Annotated in this window: 16 protein-coding genes; 7 read left to right on the top strand and 9 right to left on the bottom strand. The window is 61.6% G+C overall.

The features are described 5' to 3' along the window. Positions 1-3: 3 nt before the first annotated feature. Genes GSQ92_RS19295 through GSQ92_RS19275 form a run of 5 tightly spaced genes read right to left on the bottom strand, consistent with a single transcriptional unit; the run spans position 4 to position 6,850 of the window. On the bottom strand, positions 4-936 hold the full coding sequence (locus GSQ92_RS19295; protein ID WP_158804676.1) for a 3-keto-5-aminohexanoate cleavage protein: 933 nt from the start codon (positions 934-936) through the stop codon (positions 4-6). Between the two features lie 12 nt (positions 937-948). After that, the gene (locus tag GSQ92_RS19290; protein WP_158804677.1) at positions 949-1,893 is read right to left on the bottom strand and encodes a 3-hydroxyacyl-CoA dehydrogenase; all 945 of its coding nucleotides are present in this window, start codon (positions 1,891-1,893) and stop codon (positions 949-951) included. Between the two features lie 38 nt (positions 1,894-1,931). Continuing rightward, complete coding sequence (locus GSQ92_RS19285) at positions 1,932-4,019, bottom strand: ABC transporter permease (RefSeq protein ID WP_158804678.1); 2,088 nt, start codon at positions 4,017-4,019, stop codon at positions 1,932-1,934. Beyond that, positions 4,016-5,560, bottom strand: a complete 1,545-nt coding sequence (locus GSQ92_RS19280; protein WP_158804679.1) for a sugar ABC transporter ATP-binding protein — start codon at positions 5,558-5,560, stop codon at positions 4,016-4,018. Before GSQ92_RS19280 ends, GSQ92_RS19285 begins: the two co-directional genes overlap by 4 nt. Before the next feature lie 39 nt (positions 5,561-5,599). Continuing rightward, positions 5,600-6,850 carry a sugar ABC transporter substrate-binding protein gene (locus tag GSQ92_RS19275; RefSeq protein WP_216850381.1) on the bottom strand — a complete coding sequence of 417 codons (1,251 nt, stop codon included), beginning with the start codon at positions 6,848-6,850 and terminating at the stop codon, positions 5,600-5,602. A gap of 63 nt (positions 6,851-6,913) precedes the next feature. On the opposite strand from GSQ92_RS19275, the gene GSQ92_RS19270 reads away from it, so the two are divergent. Further along, complete coding sequence (locus GSQ92_RS19270; protein WP_158804680.1) at positions 6,914-7,624, top strand: GntR family transcriptional regulator; 711 nt, start codon at positions 6,914-6,916, stop codon at positions 7,622-7,624. Between the two features lie 10 nt (positions 7,625-7,634). Here the strand turns inward: GSQ92_RS19270 and GSQ92_RS19265 are convergent, their stop codons facing one another. Further along, entirely contained in the window at positions 7,635-8,426 is a 792-nt protein-coding gene (locus GSQ92_RS19265) for an SDR family oxidoreductase (protein WP_158804681.1), read from the bottom strand. Positions 8,427-8,665: 239 nt separating this feature from the next. Between GSQ92_RS19265 and GSQ92_RS19260 the strand changes: the two genes are divergently transcribed. Genes GSQ92_RS19260 through GSQ92_RS19250 form a run of 3 tightly spaced genes read left to right on the top strand, consistent with a single transcriptional unit; the run spans position 8,666 to position 11,435 of the window. After that, on the top strand, positions 8,666-9,568 hold the full coding sequence (locus tag GSQ92_RS19260) for an SMP-30/gluconolactonase/LRE family protein (RefSeq protein WP_158804682.1): 903 nt from the start codon (positions 8,666-8,668) through the stop codon (positions 9,566-9,568). Positions 9,569-9,590: 22 nt separating this feature from the next. Continuing rightward, positions 9,591-10,487, top strand: coding sequence for an SMP-30/gluconolactonase/LRE family protein (locus GSQ92_RS19255; RefSeq protein ID WP_158804683.1), 897 nt, complete (start codon positions 9,591-9,593; stop codon positions 10,485-10,487). Positions 10,488-10,520: 33 nt separating this feature from the next. After that, positions 10,521-11,435: an SMP-30/gluconolactonase/LRE family protein gene (locus tag GSQ92_RS19250; protein WP_158804684.1), complete on the top strand. Its 915-nt coding sequence runs from the start codon at positions 10,521-10,523 to the stop codon at positions 11,433-11,435. 13 nt (positions 11,436-11,448) lie between these two features. Here the strand turns inward: GSQ92_RS19250 and GSQ92_RS19245 are convergent, their stop codons facing one another. Both GSQ92_RS19245 and GSQ92_RS19240 read right to left on the bottom strand, forming a co-directional pair. Beyond that, positions 11,449-11,898 carry a GNAT family N-acetyltransferase gene (locus GSQ92_RS19245; protein ID WP_159013849.1) on the bottom strand — a complete coding sequence of 150 codons (450 nt, stop codon included), beginning with the start codon at positions 11,896-11,898 and terminating at the stop codon, positions 11,449-11,451. Positions 11,899-11,968: 70 nt separating this feature from the next. Next, positions 11,969-12,610: an HD domain-containing protein gene (locus GSQ92_RS19240; RefSeq protein ID WP_159013848.1), complete on the bottom strand. Its 642-nt coding sequence runs from the start codon at positions 12,608-12,610 to the stop codon at positions 11,969-11,971. Between the two features lie 113 nt (positions 12,611-12,723). On the opposite strand from GSQ92_RS19240, the gene GSQ92_RS19235 reads away from it, so the two are divergent. Genes GSQ92_RS19235 through GSQ92_RS19225 form a run of 3 tightly spaced genes read left to right on the top strand, consistent with a single transcriptional unit; the run spans position 12,724 to position 16,138 of the window. Beyond that, complete coding sequence (locus GSQ92_RS19235) at positions 12,724-13,737, top strand: GlxA family transcriptional regulator (protein ID WP_158804686.1); 1,014 nt, start codon at positions 12,724-12,726, stop codon at positions 13,735-13,737. Positions 13,738-13,764: 27 nt separating this feature from the next. Next, the gene (locus GSQ92_RS19230) at positions 13,765-14,961 is read left to right on the top strand and encodes an acyl-CoA dehydrogenase (RefSeq protein WP_159013847.1); all 1,197 of its coding nucleotides are present in this window, start codon (positions 13,765-13,767) and stop codon (positions 14,959-14,961) included. A 58-nt stretch (positions 14,962-15,019) separates the two neighbouring features. Further along, entirely contained in the window at positions 15,020-16,138 is a 1,119-nt protein-coding gene (locus tag GSQ92_RS19225) for a CaiB/BaiF CoA-transferase family protein (protein WP_158804688.1), read from the top strand. Positions 16,139-16,191: 53 nt separating this feature from the next. On the opposite strand, the gene GSQ92_RS19220 is transcribed toward GSQ92_RS19225, so the two are convergent. Further along, positions 16,192-16,842, bottom strand: coding sequence for a hypothetical protein (locus GSQ92_RS19220; RefSeq protein WP_158804689.1), 651 nt, complete (start codon positions 16,840-16,842; stop codon positions 16,192-16,194). Between the last annotated feature and the right edge of the window lie 638 nt (positions 16,843-17,480).

Below are 17,480 nucleotides of genomic sequence, written 5' to 3'. Positions count from 1 at the left end.
AGCTCAGAATCCGACCTTATCTCCGCCCTTGAGCGCCAACATGGCCCGCGCCTCGTCCGGGCTTGCAAGTTCCAATCCCAGACCTTCGAGAATCTGCCGCACATTGCGCACCTGCTGCGCATTGCTTTCAGCGAATTTCCCTGGCCCGATCCAAAGACTGTCCTCCAGGCCCACCCGCACATGGGACCCCATGGCCGCCGCCATTGCCGCGATCGGCATTTGGTTGCGTCCCGCGCCGAGCACCGACCACTGATACCCATCGCCAAACAGCCGATCGGCCGTGCGCCGCATATGCATCACATCCTCAGGATGCGGCCCAATGCCGCCGAGAATGCCGAATACTGTCTGCACGAATAGCGGCGGTGTCACCAGCTTGCGGTCAAGAAAATGCGCGAGGTTGTATAAGTGGCTGACGTCATAGCACTCGAACTCAAACCGCGTCCCGTTCCCGCTCATCGCGTTCAGCGCGTATTCGATGTCCTTGAAGGTATTGCGGAAAATCAGGTCCCGGCTGCCCTCCAGGAATTCCCGTTCCCAGGGATGCTTGAACTCCTTGAACCGATCGAGCATCGGAAACAATCCGAAATTCATCGAACCCATATTCAGCGACGCCACTTCCGGCTTGTAGGTCGTCGAGGGCCGGATGCGCTCGTCGATCTTCATGAAAGGGCTGCCGCCGCTGGTCAGGTTCAGCACGGCATTGGTCGACTGCTTGATGCGCGAGAGAAATGGCGCGAATGCCTCCGGCCGCTGATCCGGCCTGCCCGTCTCGGGGTCTCGCGCGTGCAAATGCAGCACGGCGGCGCCAGCCTCCGCCGCGCCGATGGCCGCTTCGGCAATCTCGTCAGCCGTCACCGGCAGATGCGGCGACATCGATGGCGTGTGGATCGCACCGGTAACCGCACAGGTGACGATGACTTTTCTGGCCTTGGCCATGGTGCTTGCTCCTTAAACGATCTTCTTCGCCGCGTCGCGTTTATGCGCCAGCAACGCCATCAACCGACGATCCCGCCAACCAGCATGCTCCGCCAGCCGTTCCTTCGGCAGGGCTGCCCGTCGTTCCGCATCCACACGCTCGCTCGCCTCCGCCCAGCTCGCAATATGCTGCTGGCCCTTCCACAGGTTTTCATAGAGGCCCTCGTAGCGCGCGATATAGTCGGCCGCACCACCGGGCGCGTTCAGGTCGATGGTCTCGAAAGGTCCCATGAAAGCCCAGCGCAGCCCCAGACCATCGCGAATGCCGATATCGACATCCTCGACCCCGGCATAGCCTTCGGCAACGAGCCGAAAAGCCTCCTGTAGTAAAGCACCTTGCAGGCGGTTCATCACGAAGCCGTCAATCTCCCGCTTCATCATGATGGGCGCGTGCCCGGCAGCCCGCATGAAATTGCCAGACCGCTCCACCACCTCCGGCGCCGTCCATGGCGCGGGAACCACCTCGACAGCCGGGATAAGGTAGGGCGGATTGATCGGATGGATCACCAGACAGCGATGCCGCCCCGGCAAACTCTCCGTAAAAGCCGACGGCAAAAGCGCCGAGGTCGAACTGGCGAGGATCGTGTCTGGTCCCGCCGCGGCATCAAGCTCGCGAAACACAGCGATCTTGGTCTCGATCCGCTCGGGAGTATTCTCCTGCGCATGCACCGCGCCCTCAAGGGCCGCGGCGAGATTGCGCGCAGGTCTGATGCGGTTGCGCACCTGCTCGGGCGTATGGCCGCTGAGCAAGTCGTTGCGCGCGAGATCCTCCAACACCGAATCGACGTAGGCAACGGCTGCCTGCGCCGCGCCATCTTGAGCATCATGCAATGCCACCTCGTAGCCGGCACGTGCGAAGCTGATGGACCAGGCGCGCCCGATGAGCCCGCTACCAATCACCGCGACCTTTTCGACCATCTCACCGTTTCCTTATCGTCTCAACACGGTCGCCGCCGTCAACGTGTCTGCCGTTCGCGCAAAGCAAGAACCGCGCCCAAAACAACCAAGCCGAAGATGATGTCCCGGACGGCATGCGGCAAGTTCGTGCCGTCGAGCAGAGTCTGCAGAGCCGTCAGAAGTAGCGCGCCTCCCAACATGCCGAGATAGTGGCCACGACCGCCGGTGATAAGCGTCCCGCCCACTACCACCACGGCAATCGAGGGCAAAAGGTAATCATCTCCCATGCCGAGACTGGCTTGGCCGCTAAAGCCGGTCAGCAGTACACCGACGAGCGCCGAACAAACACCGCTCAGCACATAGACCAGAACCAACGTGCGCGGCACATTGACGCCCGACAGCCGCGCGACAGTCACGCTATTTCCAATCGCATAGACGCGCCGCCCGAAGACCGTGCCACCCAGCAGAAAGACCGCCCCGACGATGAACAACACGACGAAGACCACGACGGGCGCAATGCCAGTGATCTTGCCGGTCAGGAACCAATGCAGTCCGGATGAGGAAAACCCATCCGGCGTGCCATTGCTGTAGACCAGCGCCGCACCCTGCAGAATGCCGTTCATTGCAAGCGTAATTACGATTGGTGGGAGCCCCAGCACCACGATTCCGAGACCATTGACCGTGCCAATCAGCGCACCCAGCACCAGAACCGCCGGCACAACCCAGAGCGATGCCTCGTTCGAGCCGCGGATCATTCCGGCCGCCAGGATGCCGCAAAAGCCGATCACCCAGGGAACCGAAAGATCCAACCCGCCAGTCAGGATCACCGTGCCCTGCCCGAGCGCCAGAATGATGAGAAAAGAACTTAGCACGATAAGCGAATTGTAATACGACCAGTGCTCGACTGTGTCCGGCCGCACGATCGCCGTCGCGACCAGTACTCCGGCGACACAGACATAGGCCGGAAGCGCAAAGCGCAGGCGCTCCCGGTTGCGTTGCATCCAACTGACGTTTGGTGCTCGCAACGCCGCTGCCGAGCGTGAAAGCTCAACATGAACGGGCGCCCCGCCCCACTGGATCTGCGACGGCAGCAAGCCCGCTCGCCACCCCCGAAACCAGCGGCGCATGGAGCCGACGCCTTGCGCAAGTGGCGCGTCCTTGTGCAGGGCCGAGACCAGCACGGCAAGGATCAGTACAACGCCTTCGGCAACCGAGCTGTAATAGGCGGATACATTCAGGGCCAATAGGATATTGACCATCAGCATCAGGGTATAGGCGCCAAAAATCGCCCCAATCAGGCCACCCCGTCCGCCACCGAGAACCGTGCCACCGAGCACCACGGCGGCAAAAGTCTCGAGCACCAGAGGGTCCCCGATCAGGGGATCGCCAGCTCCGGTCTGAGCACTGATGAAGATACCCGCCCCACCATAGAACATCCCGGCCACGACATAAGTGAGGAATTTCGTCCGACGCACAGGGATGCCGGTAGAACGCGCGGACTCCTCCTCGCTGCCTATAGCGTAAATGCTGATACCGAAGCGCGTGCCCTTGATCGCCAGCCAGACCACAACCGCAAAGGCGATCACCAGCAGCGCAGCGGGTAAGAAATTAGGGATCGCGGCGCCGGTGAAGAAGTTCTTGAAGCCATCGGGAATCGATCCGCCCGGTGAATCCAGCACCAGGACGGTGACGCCCCGCACGAGGAACATCGAGGACAACGTGACAACGATCGGTTGCAATCCCAGAAAAGCCACGAAAAAGCCGTTGAAAGCGCCGACGGCCCCACCCACGGCGAGGCCAAGAACGCCGACCCCAACTTCCGAGCCGATCCCCGTGCCCATATGCGTCGCCAGCACAACATTGACGAGCGACACGACCGAGCCGACCGAAAGATCAAAGCCGCCTACAAGAATGACGAGCGCCTGCCCCATCGCTGCGAGCGCTAGCGTGGCACCGCCGCTCGCCATGAAACTCGCTTCGAAATAGCCGAAGGAACCGCCGCTGAAAATCGTCGAGACAAGGAAGAGCGCGGTGAATACCGCGACGATGATCAGCACGCCGCGATTTCGGCGCAGGAAGAGGACAGCGCTGGAACTTCGCGGCGCGACACCCGATGGCGGAGCGGATCGCACCACGGCGGAGGTCATGACGCCAATTCCATCACGGCGCGGTTCGGCTCGATTTCACCCAGCGCCGGCCGCATGATGGCCTCTTCGTCAATTTCATCTCCGACCAGCTCGCACACAACCTGGCCGCCATACATAACGAGCACGCGGTCACACAGATTTACTAACTCAGGGACCTCGCTGGAACAGAACAACACCGCACCTCCAGCCTTGGCGAAATCGCGAATCAGAACATAGATTTCGTGTTTGGTGCCGACATCGACGCCGCGCGTCGGATCGTACATCAGCATGACCCGGCTTTCCGCAAGCAACCACTTGGCGATCGCGATCTTTTGCTGATTACCTCCGCTGAACGCCGAGACACGCGTATAAAGCGCTCTTTCCTGCACCTGAACGACATCCAGCACACGCGCGACCGCGCTGGCCTCCGCTTTCTTGTCGATGAGGCCAAAACGACTCCGCCGCTCCAGTGTCGGAAGTGAAACGTTGCTCTGCCCGTCTAGCTTGAGAAGAAGCGCCTCGGTCTTGCGGTCTTCGGGAACCATGCTGATCCCGATCTGCGCGCACACCGCGTCGCCCGGGGAGGACAGCATCACTGGCTTTCCGGCTACCTCGATAACGCCGCCGGTTGGCTGCGCCGCGCCGAAACACGCCTGGAAAAGCTCCAATTGCCCCATTCCTTGCAGACCGGCAATTCCAAGCACCTCACCGGGCGCAAGCGAGAATGACACGTCACGCACCTTGCCCTCTACGCTCAGGCTCTTGGCCGCGAGCGCTGGCGTCGCGCCCAAGACGGCGGTAGAAATGCGCGGCGGAAAAGTTGCCGCAAGCGAGCGGCCGATAATCATCTGGATGAGTTCATCTTCCTTGACCTCATCGACGCGCCCGGCTCCGACATCTTTGCCGTTCCGCAGAACCGTGAGATGCTCGCAGAACAGCCGCACCTCCGGCATGCGATGCGAGATGAAGATGATCGTGATGCTTTGCGCCTTCAGCCGTGCGATTAGATCGCCTAACCAATCGATATCACGTCCTGACAAAGTGGACGTCGGCTCATCCAACAGCAGAATCCTCGGCCGCCGAAAGACGGCCCGCGCAATCTCCACCTTCTGCCGCGAGGAAAGGCTCAGCTCCGACATCTCCCTGCGCGGATCGATATCCTCGAGGCCCAAACTGGCCAGATGCTCGTTAACTAACCGAAGACCTTCCCGCTTGCGCACCTGACCGAGGGTCGAAACGGGTTCGTATAGCAGCAGCATATTCTCCGCGATTGTGAGGTCGCGGATTTGGGTCATTTCCTGGAACGCGGTCTGGATGCCGAGCGCGTGGGACTGGCGCGGCGAACGAAGCGCGCAACTCTCGCCGAATACCTTGAGAACGCCGGCATCCGGCTGGACCAGCCCACTCAGCATCTTGACCGTGGTCGATTTTCCCGCGCCGTTCTCGCCGAGCAGCGCATGCACTGTTCCCGCGCGCACCGAGAAAGACATGCCGTCGAGAGCGACCGTCGCGCCATAGACCTTCCGGATGTTCTCGGCGGAAATGGCGATATCGACCGTCATGCCCGTAGCCCTCTCAAGCAATTCGGCGAGGCCGACGTCTCACTCCTCCGGTTTGCCGGTGAGCGCGCCTTGCACGCCTACCTCAGGAACGTCGGGAGAATAGACAGAAGCGAACCAGCCGGGATTGGGGATCAGCGACGGCTTGAAGACGTTGCAACCCGCCCTCATTTCCGCCCAGCTTCCGGTCTCACAGAGTTTGATGTTGTCGTTAGTGACCAAATTCTGTTCGATCACCGTCAGCTTCGGAATATCTTTTCCCTCAAGCTTCTCGACGACGCGCTTGAGCGCGAGCGCACCGGAGAAGTTTTGTGAACCAGAAGACATGCGGTGTGCCCCCATCGGGCGGTAACTGCCATTTGCCCCATCGACCTGAGTGCCGGCGGGCAGCATCTGCAAACGGCCACCATTGGAGGCTTCGCCGCCGCAAGGCCTAAGCTTGTCGTCGGCGATACCGGCTTCCTTCTGCATGGCATTCGCCGTGTAGCATCCAGCTTGCATCAGCACGCCGTCGATGCTGGTCCAGGGATGCGTGGCGATGATTTTCGAAAGCTCCGTGCGAGCCACCGCCTGGCTCCACATGCCATTCGCCTGAGCGACGATGTGAATATCCGGGTAGTTCTTCAGCACCTCCAACTCGCCCTGCTTGCGCAAGAGGTCCACGGAGGTTCCGGGCACACCATTGATCAGAACGATATTGCCCTTGCCATTCAGCTGTTTGACGAGCCAGTTGGCCTGGTTCTTCCCCCATAGAAGCTGGTCGATGTGAAAGTTATAGGCGCATGGCTCCGAGATCACGGAATCATAGGCAGCGACAATGACGCCGCGCTGACAGGCGTTCTTGACAACCGCGTTCAGCGCCGTGGGGGAGATCGGGTAGACCAGAATGGCATTGGCGCCAGCCTGCACCATGCTGTTGATCTGCTGGATCTGGCGCTGGGCATTTGGCCCGGCAACCTGAATGCGGAGGTCAACCTTGTCACGCAAAGATTTCGACGCCGCCATCGCCCGGATTTCGTTCTCGGCCTCCGCCTGCCAGTCGTTGCCGATGTAGCTCATGCTCAAAAAGATTTTGAGCTTCTTGTCGGCTGCGTGGCTCGGCGCGGCTAACCCGGCGGTGATTGCCGCACTCATTGCGAGAGGCAAAAGGCCCCGAGCGATCATCTTGTGAAGACGCATCGTCTTTTTCTCCCCTGTCCCGGCGCCCGGGCTCTTGCAATTTTTCACAGTCGTCCGAGCAACGTCCGAAATTGCTATTCTCGCTAAAACACCATACATGATGGTTGTCGTCAACGTGGATCGATCTGTGATCACACGCAGCGGCAGAGACGCTTCGGCGACAGGGAGCAGAAAAGCGTGACGACCAGCATTACCGCTGTCGATGTCACCACGGTGCAGGAGCGTGTTTACCGCGAGTTGCGTGGCGCACTGCAGCAAGGGCGGCTGGTCTCAGGGCAATCGATGACCGTTCGCGCCCTCGCGCGCGCTGTCGGCACCAGCGAAATGCCTGTCCGCGAAGCGCTTCGCCGGCTCATCGCCGAAGGTGCGCTGATCCAGGCACCGAACCGCTCGTTTCAGGTCATTCCGATGACTCCCGACCGGCTGGTGGAACTCACCCGCGTACGTGTGGCGCTTGAGGGCATGGCGGCCCGCCTCGCGACAACGAATGTGGATCAAGAACTTATCGAAACCCTCACGCGACTGAATGCCGAGATGCGCGAGGCGATCGAGCCCACCCGCGCCGACGATGTTTTGCGCGCGAACCAGGAGTTTCATTTCACGATCTACCGCGCGGCGAAGTCGCCGCAGCTTCTCGAATTGATTGACATGCTTTGGCTCCGCAGTGGCCCTTATCTCGCCGATATGTTGCGGGGGCGCATGGACGCGCGGGAGATCTTTCGTCGGGGAACGGTTGTGCATGGCCGGCTAATCCGGGCGATGGCGCGACAGGACGCGGATGGCGTCGCCCGCGCGCTCACGCTGGACATGGAGCGCACGGCAGAATTCTCGATGAAGCACCTCACCGCAACGGCGACGCGGCCACGAAGAGCCGCGATTGCCGCTTAGGCATTGCTTCTCAGTTTTCCGGCGGCGAGCGATAGGTTTCGAAGTTGCCGCAGACCCCGACCGACTGGCCGGAAACATGCGGCGCCCGATCGGAGGCGAGGAAGATTGCCATATCCGCGATCTCGACCATCTCGACCATGCTGTGCATCGAAACATTGTGCAGCACCATCGGGAGATATCGCTCGTAGCTCACACCACGAGCCTTGGCTTGTTCCTCGAACACTCGCCTTGAGCGTGGCCCGTTGACGACGCCCGGCAGAATCGCGTTGACGCGAATATTGAACGCCCCGAGTTCGATCGCGAGCACATCTGTGAACCCGCGGACGGCGTATTTGCTGGTCGAATAGGCCGATCGCAGTGGCATGCCCATTCGCCCGGCGGTCGAGGACAGATTGAGGATAACGCCGCTATTCTGTTTCTTCATTAATGGAATCGCGCGCCGGGCCATGTAGAATCCGCCGGTGACATTGACGTCGATCGTCTGCGCCCATTCCGTGTCCGTGACATCCTCCACCATCTTCGTCGGACCTGAGACACCCGCATTATTGACCAGAATGTCGATGCCGCCGAGTTCGGTCTCGATGCGGTCGAACATCGCGCCTACCTGTTCGGACTTGGAGACATCGGCGCGCATCGCGGTCAGCGAGGGGTGGTGACCGTCCAGCTTCGCGAGCGCGGCCTCATCTACGTCACAGACGAAAACGCGCGCGCCCTCGTCGAGAAACCGCTCGGCGATTACGCGGCCGATACCCGCGGCGCCCGCACTGATAACGACACGTTTGCCCGTCAACCCGAGATCCATGAGATCCTCCCCTGACTTATCCGCCTTGCTGCACCGCAGCGCGGATGACGCCCGATTTCAGCCGGGACTTCGTGAATGCCATGCCACGCGGTGGCGATGAGCGTCAATGCTGCGCAATGGGAGATAGGCGATGTGTGATCACAGGGCTTGGAAATGCCCGGCTCCGCCGGTATCCTCGCTCCCAAGAAAACGTATGCAAGCGGCCTAAATCCGTGCGACGAGAAATAGGGAGCAGCGTCATGGTCGATATCCGCCTCTTGGTGGACTCACGCAACCATCTCGGCGAGGGTCCCTTATGGGACGTTGAGGAGCAGCGTCTATACTGGATCGATAGTTCAGCGGCTGAAATCTGGAGCTGCAAATCGGATGGCAGTGATGTGAAGCTTTTCTACGTTCCCTCCCATATCGGCTCTATGGCATTGCGTGAAAAGGGCGGCGCCGTGCTCGCTCTCGCTAATGGCTTCAGCCTGTACGATTTTGAAACGCAACGACTCACTCATATTGGCGACCCGGAAGCCGATGAGCCCGAGAACCGGCTGAATGACGGCAAGGTCGATCGTCGTGGGCGTTTTCTCGCGGGCTACATGTCCTATGACCACGATCGGCAAGATGCGAACCGAGGTCAGCGGCCCGTCAGAAACTCCGCGTTGTATCGTTTGGATCCCGACCTCTCCATCCACCGGCTCGATGGCGGCATTAAATGCTCGAACGGTCCCTGCTGGAGCCCTGACAACCGTACCTTCTATTTCTGCGATTCCTACGACAACGTCATGTACGCTTATGACTATGACATCGAGAGCGGCGAAGTAAGCAACCGGCGAGTCTTCGCCGATACCTTGAACTATCCTGGCACCTTCGACGGCTCGACAGTGGACTCGGAGGGCTATATCTGGAATGCGCATGTCTTCGGCGGCCGCATCATTCGCTATGCGCCTGATGGAAGCATCGATCGCATGGTTCCCTTCCCGCTCCGCAACCTGACGAGCGTCATGTTCGGCGGCCCCAATCTCGACATTCTCTACGTCACCAGCATGGGCCGACCCATTAAGGGCATTCCACAGCGAGAGCCGCATGCCGGCGGTGTCTATGCCGTGCACGGCCTCGGTGTGAAGGGCTTGCCCGAACCCCGTTTCGCCGGCTGATTGCAGGAAGCAGGAGAACACGATGAAGGTCACGAAACTCGCGGACGGTCTCGGCTGGCCCGAAGGTCCGTCGGAGCTCTCAGATGGTCGAATCATTTTCGTCGAGACCTATCGCAGCCAGGTCTCGGTTTGGGAAGAAGGCCGCGGCGTCTCGCGTTTCGCCTATGTGGGTGGCGGCCCCAACGCTGTACTCGCGGCGAGCGACGGCTGTTGCTACGTCACCCAGAATGGTGGCGTCATTGGGCCGTGGCGAGCCGTCGATCGGCGGCCGCCTTGCATCCAGCGCGTGACGCCAGAGGGCAAGGTCGAGATTCTCGCGACCCAGATCGATGGTCATGAGCTACGCGCACCAAATGATTTGGCTTTTGGACCGGACGGCACATTGTATTTCACCGATCCCGGTGGCCCGTTCGACCCAGTAAACCGGCCGGATCGCTCGCGCCTTTTCGCGATGAAGCCGGATGGAACGGGCCGACTTCTGGAGGAGTTGGAACCCGTCTATTCCAACGGCATCGTGGTCGAAGCCGACGGCAGCATCGTTTGGGTGGAGAGCTATACCGGCGCGGTGAAACGGCGTGGTACGGATGGCCGCATCACGCAACTCTGCATCCTGCCGGAGAAGGGCAAGCCTGATGGGCTGAAGGTTGCGGCCAACGGCGACCTCTACGTCACGGCACTTATCGCTGAGGGCATTGATGTCGTGGCGCCAGATGGCAGCTATCGCTATCTCCTCCCCGTCGGGCGCGTTCCAACCAACTGCCTCTTCGTCGGCCGCAAACTATATGTGACGGATGGCGGCCATCTAGGTCTGTCGCCGGATCCCGAAATGGCCGGCGCGCTGTGGCAGGTGGACCTCGGCGATGTCGAGGGCATGCCGCTTTTCCCAGGCGGGATCGCGCGGCACGTCATCGCTGGCTGAACACGAAACACGCGGCGCCACAAGGAAGACCGAATGTCTTACACAATAGAACGCGTTCTCGACTGTGAAAATCATCTTGGCGAGGGTCCGATCTGGGATGTCGAGGAGGGCAAGCTCTATTGGGTGGACGGCACAGGGCGGCGCGTGGGGAAGCCCGCGATCTGGCGTTACGATCCGCGCGACGGCAAGATTGAGAACTGGCGCCTGGATCGGGACGTCGGCGCGATGGTGCTTGGCCGCGATCGAAACGCGGTTCTCGCCCTTGATGACGGTTTCTATTTCTTCGACTTCACCACCGGGAAAACCGAGCTGATCGGGCTCGTGGATGAGGAACAGCCACGCACGCGCCTGAACGACGGAAAATGCGACCGGCGCGGCCGGTTCTTCGCCGGCGGGATGGACGACAAGGAGGAGCTGAAGATCTGCGGTCTTTGGCGCCTCGACCCCGATCTCTCCATCACGAAAGTAGATGGCGGCATCATCTGCTCGAACGGTCCTTGCTGGAGTCCGGACGACAAAACCTTCTACTTCGCGGATACCTTCCAAGAAGAAATCTGGGCCTACGATTACGACCTCGCAACAGGCGTGCCCTCGTCCCGGCGGCTTTTCGCCAGTACGAAGGATGATGCGGGCGTCGCTGATGGCTCGACGGTGGATGCCGAAGGCTATCTCTGGAATGCGCAGTTGATTTCCGGAGATCTCGTTCGCTATGCGCCCGACGGAACGGTGGACCGCCGCATTTCGATGCCGGTCAAGAATATAACCAGCGTCAACTTCGGCGGTCCCAACCTCGATGAGATCTACGTCACCTCCATGGCGCGCGTTAAACACCCGGCGGTGCACGATCACTTCGCGGTCGAGGCGAAGCCGCAATTCGGGGCCGGAAGCCTGTTCCGCATACGCGGGCTTGGGATTCGAGGCGTGCCGGAGCCCCGCTTCGCGATCTAATCCGTCGGGCGCGCTAGCCCTTCTTGCGAAGCGCCCGCACGAAACGTGACCCCGTCTCGGCAAATCCGGTGGCGAGGCAGAATGCCGATAACGTCGGCTCCTCGCCAGCCACCGCGAGTTCCAGCACATCGCATCCCGCGACCCTTGCCGCTTGAGATGCGGCTTTCAGCAATAGCCGGCCGATTCCACGGCGTCGCTCATCCGGGCCGACCAACAACGTGGTGATCTGCGCTGTTGGCTGCTCCGCGCCCAGCGTCCGGTACCAATGCACCACCACCAACCCGCTCGGCGGTCCCCATTCCAGCGCGACCAAGGCTGCCCCGGGCCATTGATGAAGCGCATCCAGCCGATCCGCCAATACACGCGTTTCGACAGGATGACCGGCCACACTCAGAAGCTCCGCAAGCCCCGGCGCCTCGGCGCCTGTGGCAGCGCGGATTTCCAATCCGTATCGAGTGGTCACCTCAGCCCTCCGCCATCGCCCGCGGCCAGCCTAGCCGCGGGCGATGAGCGGCGCCAAGCTCGGCGAATGCTCAGCCCCGCCAAGCCGAACCGCGAATCACACTGCAGAAGTTGCCCCGCGTGAAACTGGGGTCCTTATCCGCGAGAACATCCGCCTTCACATTGCCGAAGGTGGTGTCCGGCTTGTGCTTGATACCATCATAGAAGGTCTGGATGATTTCCTCCTTGAACTTCGTCTCGCGCGGATGGGCATGCACCACCGCCTCACGTTCTTCCGCGCTGTATTCGGGATAAGTCAGCCCAAGCACATCCATTTCGACGCCGGCGGTGACCAGCGCAACAACTGGATGCATATGCTGCGGAATGCCGGGCGTGGTGTGCAAGGCAATCGCCGTCCAAACCGTGTCGAGATCCTGCTGCGCGATACCATGCCCGCGCAGGAAATCCCGCGCAGCATTGGCACCGTCGACCTCGAAACGCTCATGCGCGCTGCTGTGCTGATGCGTCAGCCCCATGTCGTGGAACATCGCACCCGCATAGAGCAGTTCGGGGTCGAAACGCAGCCCGCGATGCTTTCCGGCAAGCGCGCCAAAGTAATAGACCCGGCTCGAATGATGAAACAGCAGCGGCGTCTCCGTATCCTTCACTAGCTCAGTGATCTCGCGTGCCAGTTTGCTATCGGGGATGGTCACCCCTTCGATCGACAGGCTCATTGGATCTCTCCTTGAAAGCTGCCGCTACAATTACGCCGCTACTGACACGTCCGCAATTGACGTAAACAGTCATTCTCTGCCAGATAGCGGCGAAACCGGCCATGGCGATCGATATGACGAAGACGGTCATCCTTCTTGCAGTCCCGGGGGTGCAGCTCCTCGACGTCTCCGGCCCGCTTGACGTCTTTGCCGAGGCGAATGTCCAGGCCGGACGCGCGGCCTATCGGACGTTCGTCGTCGCGACCGAGCCCGGGCCGATCCGCAGCGCCTCGGGGGTGCGCCTGCTGCCCGACCATGTCGTGGGCGAGGCGGCCAGCCGAAGCGCTGACACCCTACTCGTCGCGGGGTCTCCTCACATGCACGAAGTTGCACCCGATCCAGCCGTGCTCGCCTGGCTGCGTGAGGCCACCGCCGAGGCCCGCCGCTATGGCTCCGTTTGTAGCGGCGCTTTCCTCCTCGCGGCGGCAGGACTGCTCGAGGGCCGGCGCATCACCACCCATTGGGCAGTCGCCGAGCAGCTCGCGCTGGCCTATCCCGGCGTTATTGTCGATACCGATGCCATCCACCTGCGCGACGGCCGCCTCCGCACCGCCGCTGGTGTTACCGCCGGGCTCGATCTCGCGCTGTCGCTCGTGGAGGAGGATCTCGGCCGCGCCATCGCCATGAAAGTCGCGGCGCAGCTCGTTATGTTCTTCAAGCGCCCCGGCGGCCAGTTGCAATTCAGCCGGCGTGGCGAGGCCGCGCCTGCCGGCCGCTCGGTCTTGCAGGAGGTGCAACGCTGGGTCGCGGCCAATCCCGCCGCCGATCACACGGTCGCGCATCTCGCTGCCCGAACCGGCCTTAGTCCGCGCCATTTCGCGCGTCTCTTCCGCCAGGAAGTCGGCATGACGCCCGCCGCCTGGACCGAAGCCGCCCGCGTCGCCGCCGCGCGACGGCGCCTGGAAGACGGGCACGAACCGCCGAAGCAGGTCGCGGCCCTCTGCGGCTTCGCCGATGCCGACACGCTCCGCCGCGCCTTTGTCCGGCAGGTGGGAGTGACGCCTGCCGAATATCGGAAGCGCCATGGCGGGACGATAGCAGCCACAAGCGCTGCGCCCGGCTTTGGCAACCCCACCGAGAGGGTCTAATCTGCGCCCCAAGCCGGAGGAACCACCATGGACGACGTCCGCCCCACCAAGCCCGTATTCGACTGGGCCGATCCCTTTCTTCTCGATGACCAGCTGACGGAAGAAGAGCGCATGGTCCGTGACACCGCGCGGGACTTCGCGCAGGAACGGCTTCAGCCCGGTATCCTCCAGGCCTATCGCGACGAGGCTTTCGACCGCAATCTAATGGCGGAAATGGGTGCGCTCGGCCTGCTCGGCCCCACCATCCCGGTCGAATATGGCGGCGCCGGCCTCGGCTATGTCTCCTACGGCCTGGTGGCGCGCGAAGTTGAGCGCGTGGACAGCGGTTATCGCTCGGCGATGAGCGTGCAGTCCTCGCTCGTCATGTATCCGATCTACGCTTATGGCTCCCCGGCCCAGCGCGAGCGCTACCTGCCCCGGCTGGCCACCGGCGAATTGGTCGGCTGCTTTGGCCTGACCGAGCCGGATGCGGGGTCCGACCCCTCCGGCATGCGCACCCGCGCCGAGAAGGTCGCGGATGGCTATCGGCTGACCGGATCGAAGACCTGGATCAGCAACAGCCCCTTCGCCGATATCATGATCGTCTGGGCGAAATCGGCGGCGCATGACGGCGCCATCCGCGGCTTCATCCTCGAACGCGGCATGGCTGGCCTCACCACCCCCAAGATCGAGAACAAGCTCAGCCTGCGCGCCTCGGTCACTGGTGAGATCGTGATGGACGGCGTCGTGGTGCCCGAGGAAAACCTGCTGCCCGGCGTCTCGGGCATCAAAGGCCCCTTCGGCTGCCTCAACCGCGCGCGTTACGGCATTTCCTGGGGTGTGATGGGCGCCGCCGAATTCTGCTTTGCCGCGGCCCGGCAGTATACGCTCGACCGCAAGCAATTCGGCCGCCCGCTGGCGGCAACTCAGCTCGTGCAGAAAAAGCTCGCGGATATGGAAACCGAGATCGCGCTGGGTCTGCAAGCAGCGCTCCGCCTCGGCCGCTTGTTCGAGGAAGGCAAGCTGGCGCCCGAGGTCATCTCGCTCGTCAAGCGCAACAACTGCGGCAAGGCGCTGGATATCGCGCGGGTGGCGCGGGACATGCACGGCGGCAACGGCATTTCCGCCGAGTTCCACGTCATGCGGCACGCCATCAATCTCGAAACCACCAATACCTATGAGGGCACGCATGACATTCACGCCCTGATACTTGGCCGCGCCATTACAGGGATTGCAGCGTTCTGATGCGCGCCCTTGCATCACTGACCGCTCGCGACTGGAATCAGCGGCCCCGACAAACGCGATGACCGCTAAACCTCTCGCCGGGGTTCGCGTTCTCGAACTCGCCCGCATTCTCGCTGGACCTTGGGCGGGACAATTGCTCGCCGACCTCGGCGCCGAGGTCCTCAAGGTTGAGCGGCCGGGTGTCGGCGATGATACGCGCCACTGGGGCCCACCCTTCGTCACGGCCGGGGATGGCAGCGCCCTTGGCGCCGCCTATTTCCATGGTACCAATCGCGGCAAGCAAGGCATCGCGATTGATTACGAGACCGAAGAGGGACGGGCCGAGGTGCGCCGTCTCGTCGCGGAGTCCGATGTGCTGATCGAGAACTTCAAGGTCGGCGGCCTCGCGAAATACGGCCTCGACTATGCGTCGCTCAGCGCCGTGTATCCGCGCCTGATCTATTGCTCCATCACCGGCTTCGGCCAAACCGGTCCCTACGCGCCGCGCGCCGGCTACGACTTCATGATCCAGGGCCTCGGCGGAATCATGGATCTAACTGGTGAGCCTGACGGCGAGCCGCAGAAGATGGGCGTCGCCTTCGCGGATATCTTCACCGGCGTCTACAGCGTCGTCGGCATTCTTGCGGCCCTGCGCCAGCGGGATGTCACCGGGCGCGGCGCGCATCTCGACATGGCCTTGATGGATTGCATGGTCGGCGTGCTCGCCAACCAGGGCATGAATTATCTCGTGAGCGGCACGGCACCGAAGCGCATGGGCAACGCCCATCCCAATATCGCACCGTATCAGACGCTGCCGGTCTCGGATGGACATATCATCGTCGCTGTCGGCAATGACAGCCAGTTCCAGGCCTTCTGCCGCGTACTGAACGCGCCGGAGATTGGCGCAGATCCCTATTACGCCACCAATCCCCTGCGCGTCGGCCACCGCTCCGCGCTGACGGCCGCGCTGACAGCGCATACGCTACGGTTCGACCGAGACACCTTGCTCACGGCGTTGAGCGCGGTCGGTGTACCGGGCGGTCCCATCAACACGGTCGCGGATGTCTTCGCCGATCCCCAAGTCATCGCGCGCGGCATGCTGTTGTCGCTGACCGACGGCATTCCCGGCATCGCGAGCCCCATCGTGATGGATGGCGAGCGGTTGGTGTCGGATAGAGCGAGCCCCAGACTCGCATGATACAAATATCGATGCTCATGGCGCGCTAAGCACTCGCGAGCCTCAATGGCTTCTCAGCCCTGGGAAAGCATCAAGATGAAAGCCGCCACATTGTCGGGATTGTGCACCTCGTACCCCGGTGGCACGGGGTTGGTAAGATACCGCAGACCACCGCCAGCATGGAAGTATGGCCAGTCTATATATCCATACTCCCCAAACCCTGCGTATTGGTGACATGCCTCATGCACGATGGTGCGCATCGCATCATGGGGGAAGTCCCTGAGATATTCGCGCGAGAGACACATAGCACTGGTATGTTCTAGTCGTCCGGTCATCGGATTGACGATTGAGCTGTTTCCGTAGTGCTGGGGCGCATAGCCTGCCAACCCCGCAATGTCGTGCGACCTCACAAGGTTAATGCGATGCGGGCCTGTGAGGCCAGCAGCGATTGATCCGACGACTCCTGAGATGTGCGCGTATTCCGAAGGCGTCATGCCCATCGGGTGGGTGCCGAAGCACTGATTCGCGATGGCGTTTAGTCGGGGATGGGGATATCTTTGAAGTCTTTGCGAGGCGATCCCGCACCGTGTCCAGGCTTCGGCATCAAGATGCGCAAGGTTCATCACTTCAGCCTGAGAAACTGGCTCACCGCTCAAATCTTCACCGATCGACAGGTGTCCGTAGTTCAGGACGCGCCAAGGCTTCTGCGCAAGATGGTGGGTCACCGCTGGATTGCCGTCGGGAGGAGGAGTGTGCGTTAACGGCTTCGCACGTGGCGGCTTAGGCGACGCAGAGCGAATAGAGGGCGAATGCCGAGCGATAGCCTCGGCGAATGACTTGCCGCCACCCTGCGCTTGATCATTCTGAGAATGAGGTCGCGTTACCGCTGTTCGTTCCGTCGCACTCAAGACAGTCATAGCTTTTTCCCGGGATCTCTTTTTCTCAGTCTCAAGATAGCAATCGGCATCCCGAAGCCACAATGCACCCTACCGTTTGATACAAGACATCGCCGTTAAGTCCCGCGCCGATGCGGTCGGCAATGAGGCATGCGATGTTCCGCACGCTACGCACGCGTCCGATACCGCAACTCGATAGCCTGAAATTTCTCTTTTGCCGCTGTGAAGCTCCCTCCGGTCCGAGACCCGACGTCTCGACGCCGGCTTCAATCATTGCGGAGTCATGGACCCTCGACGCGAGGTGTGGCTTCAATAGCCCGACGTTGAGCTTCGGCCGCGTCGCGACGCACCGCCGACAGGTCCTGGCGAGTGATCGGATCGTCTTTAAGATTGCAGCGAATCGAAAGAGATCCACCCCTTGGAAACGGCCTCGGTGCAGAAGTTTCCACGGTTTTCGGCTGAGTGTG

It is taken from the genome of Acidisoma sp. S159 (assembly GCF_009766125.1).
Classification (GTDB): Bacteria; Pseudomonadota; Alphaproteobacteria; order Acetobacterales; family Acetobacteraceae; genus Acidisoma.
This window is presented reverse-complemented; position numbering and strand designations above follow the sequence as displayed.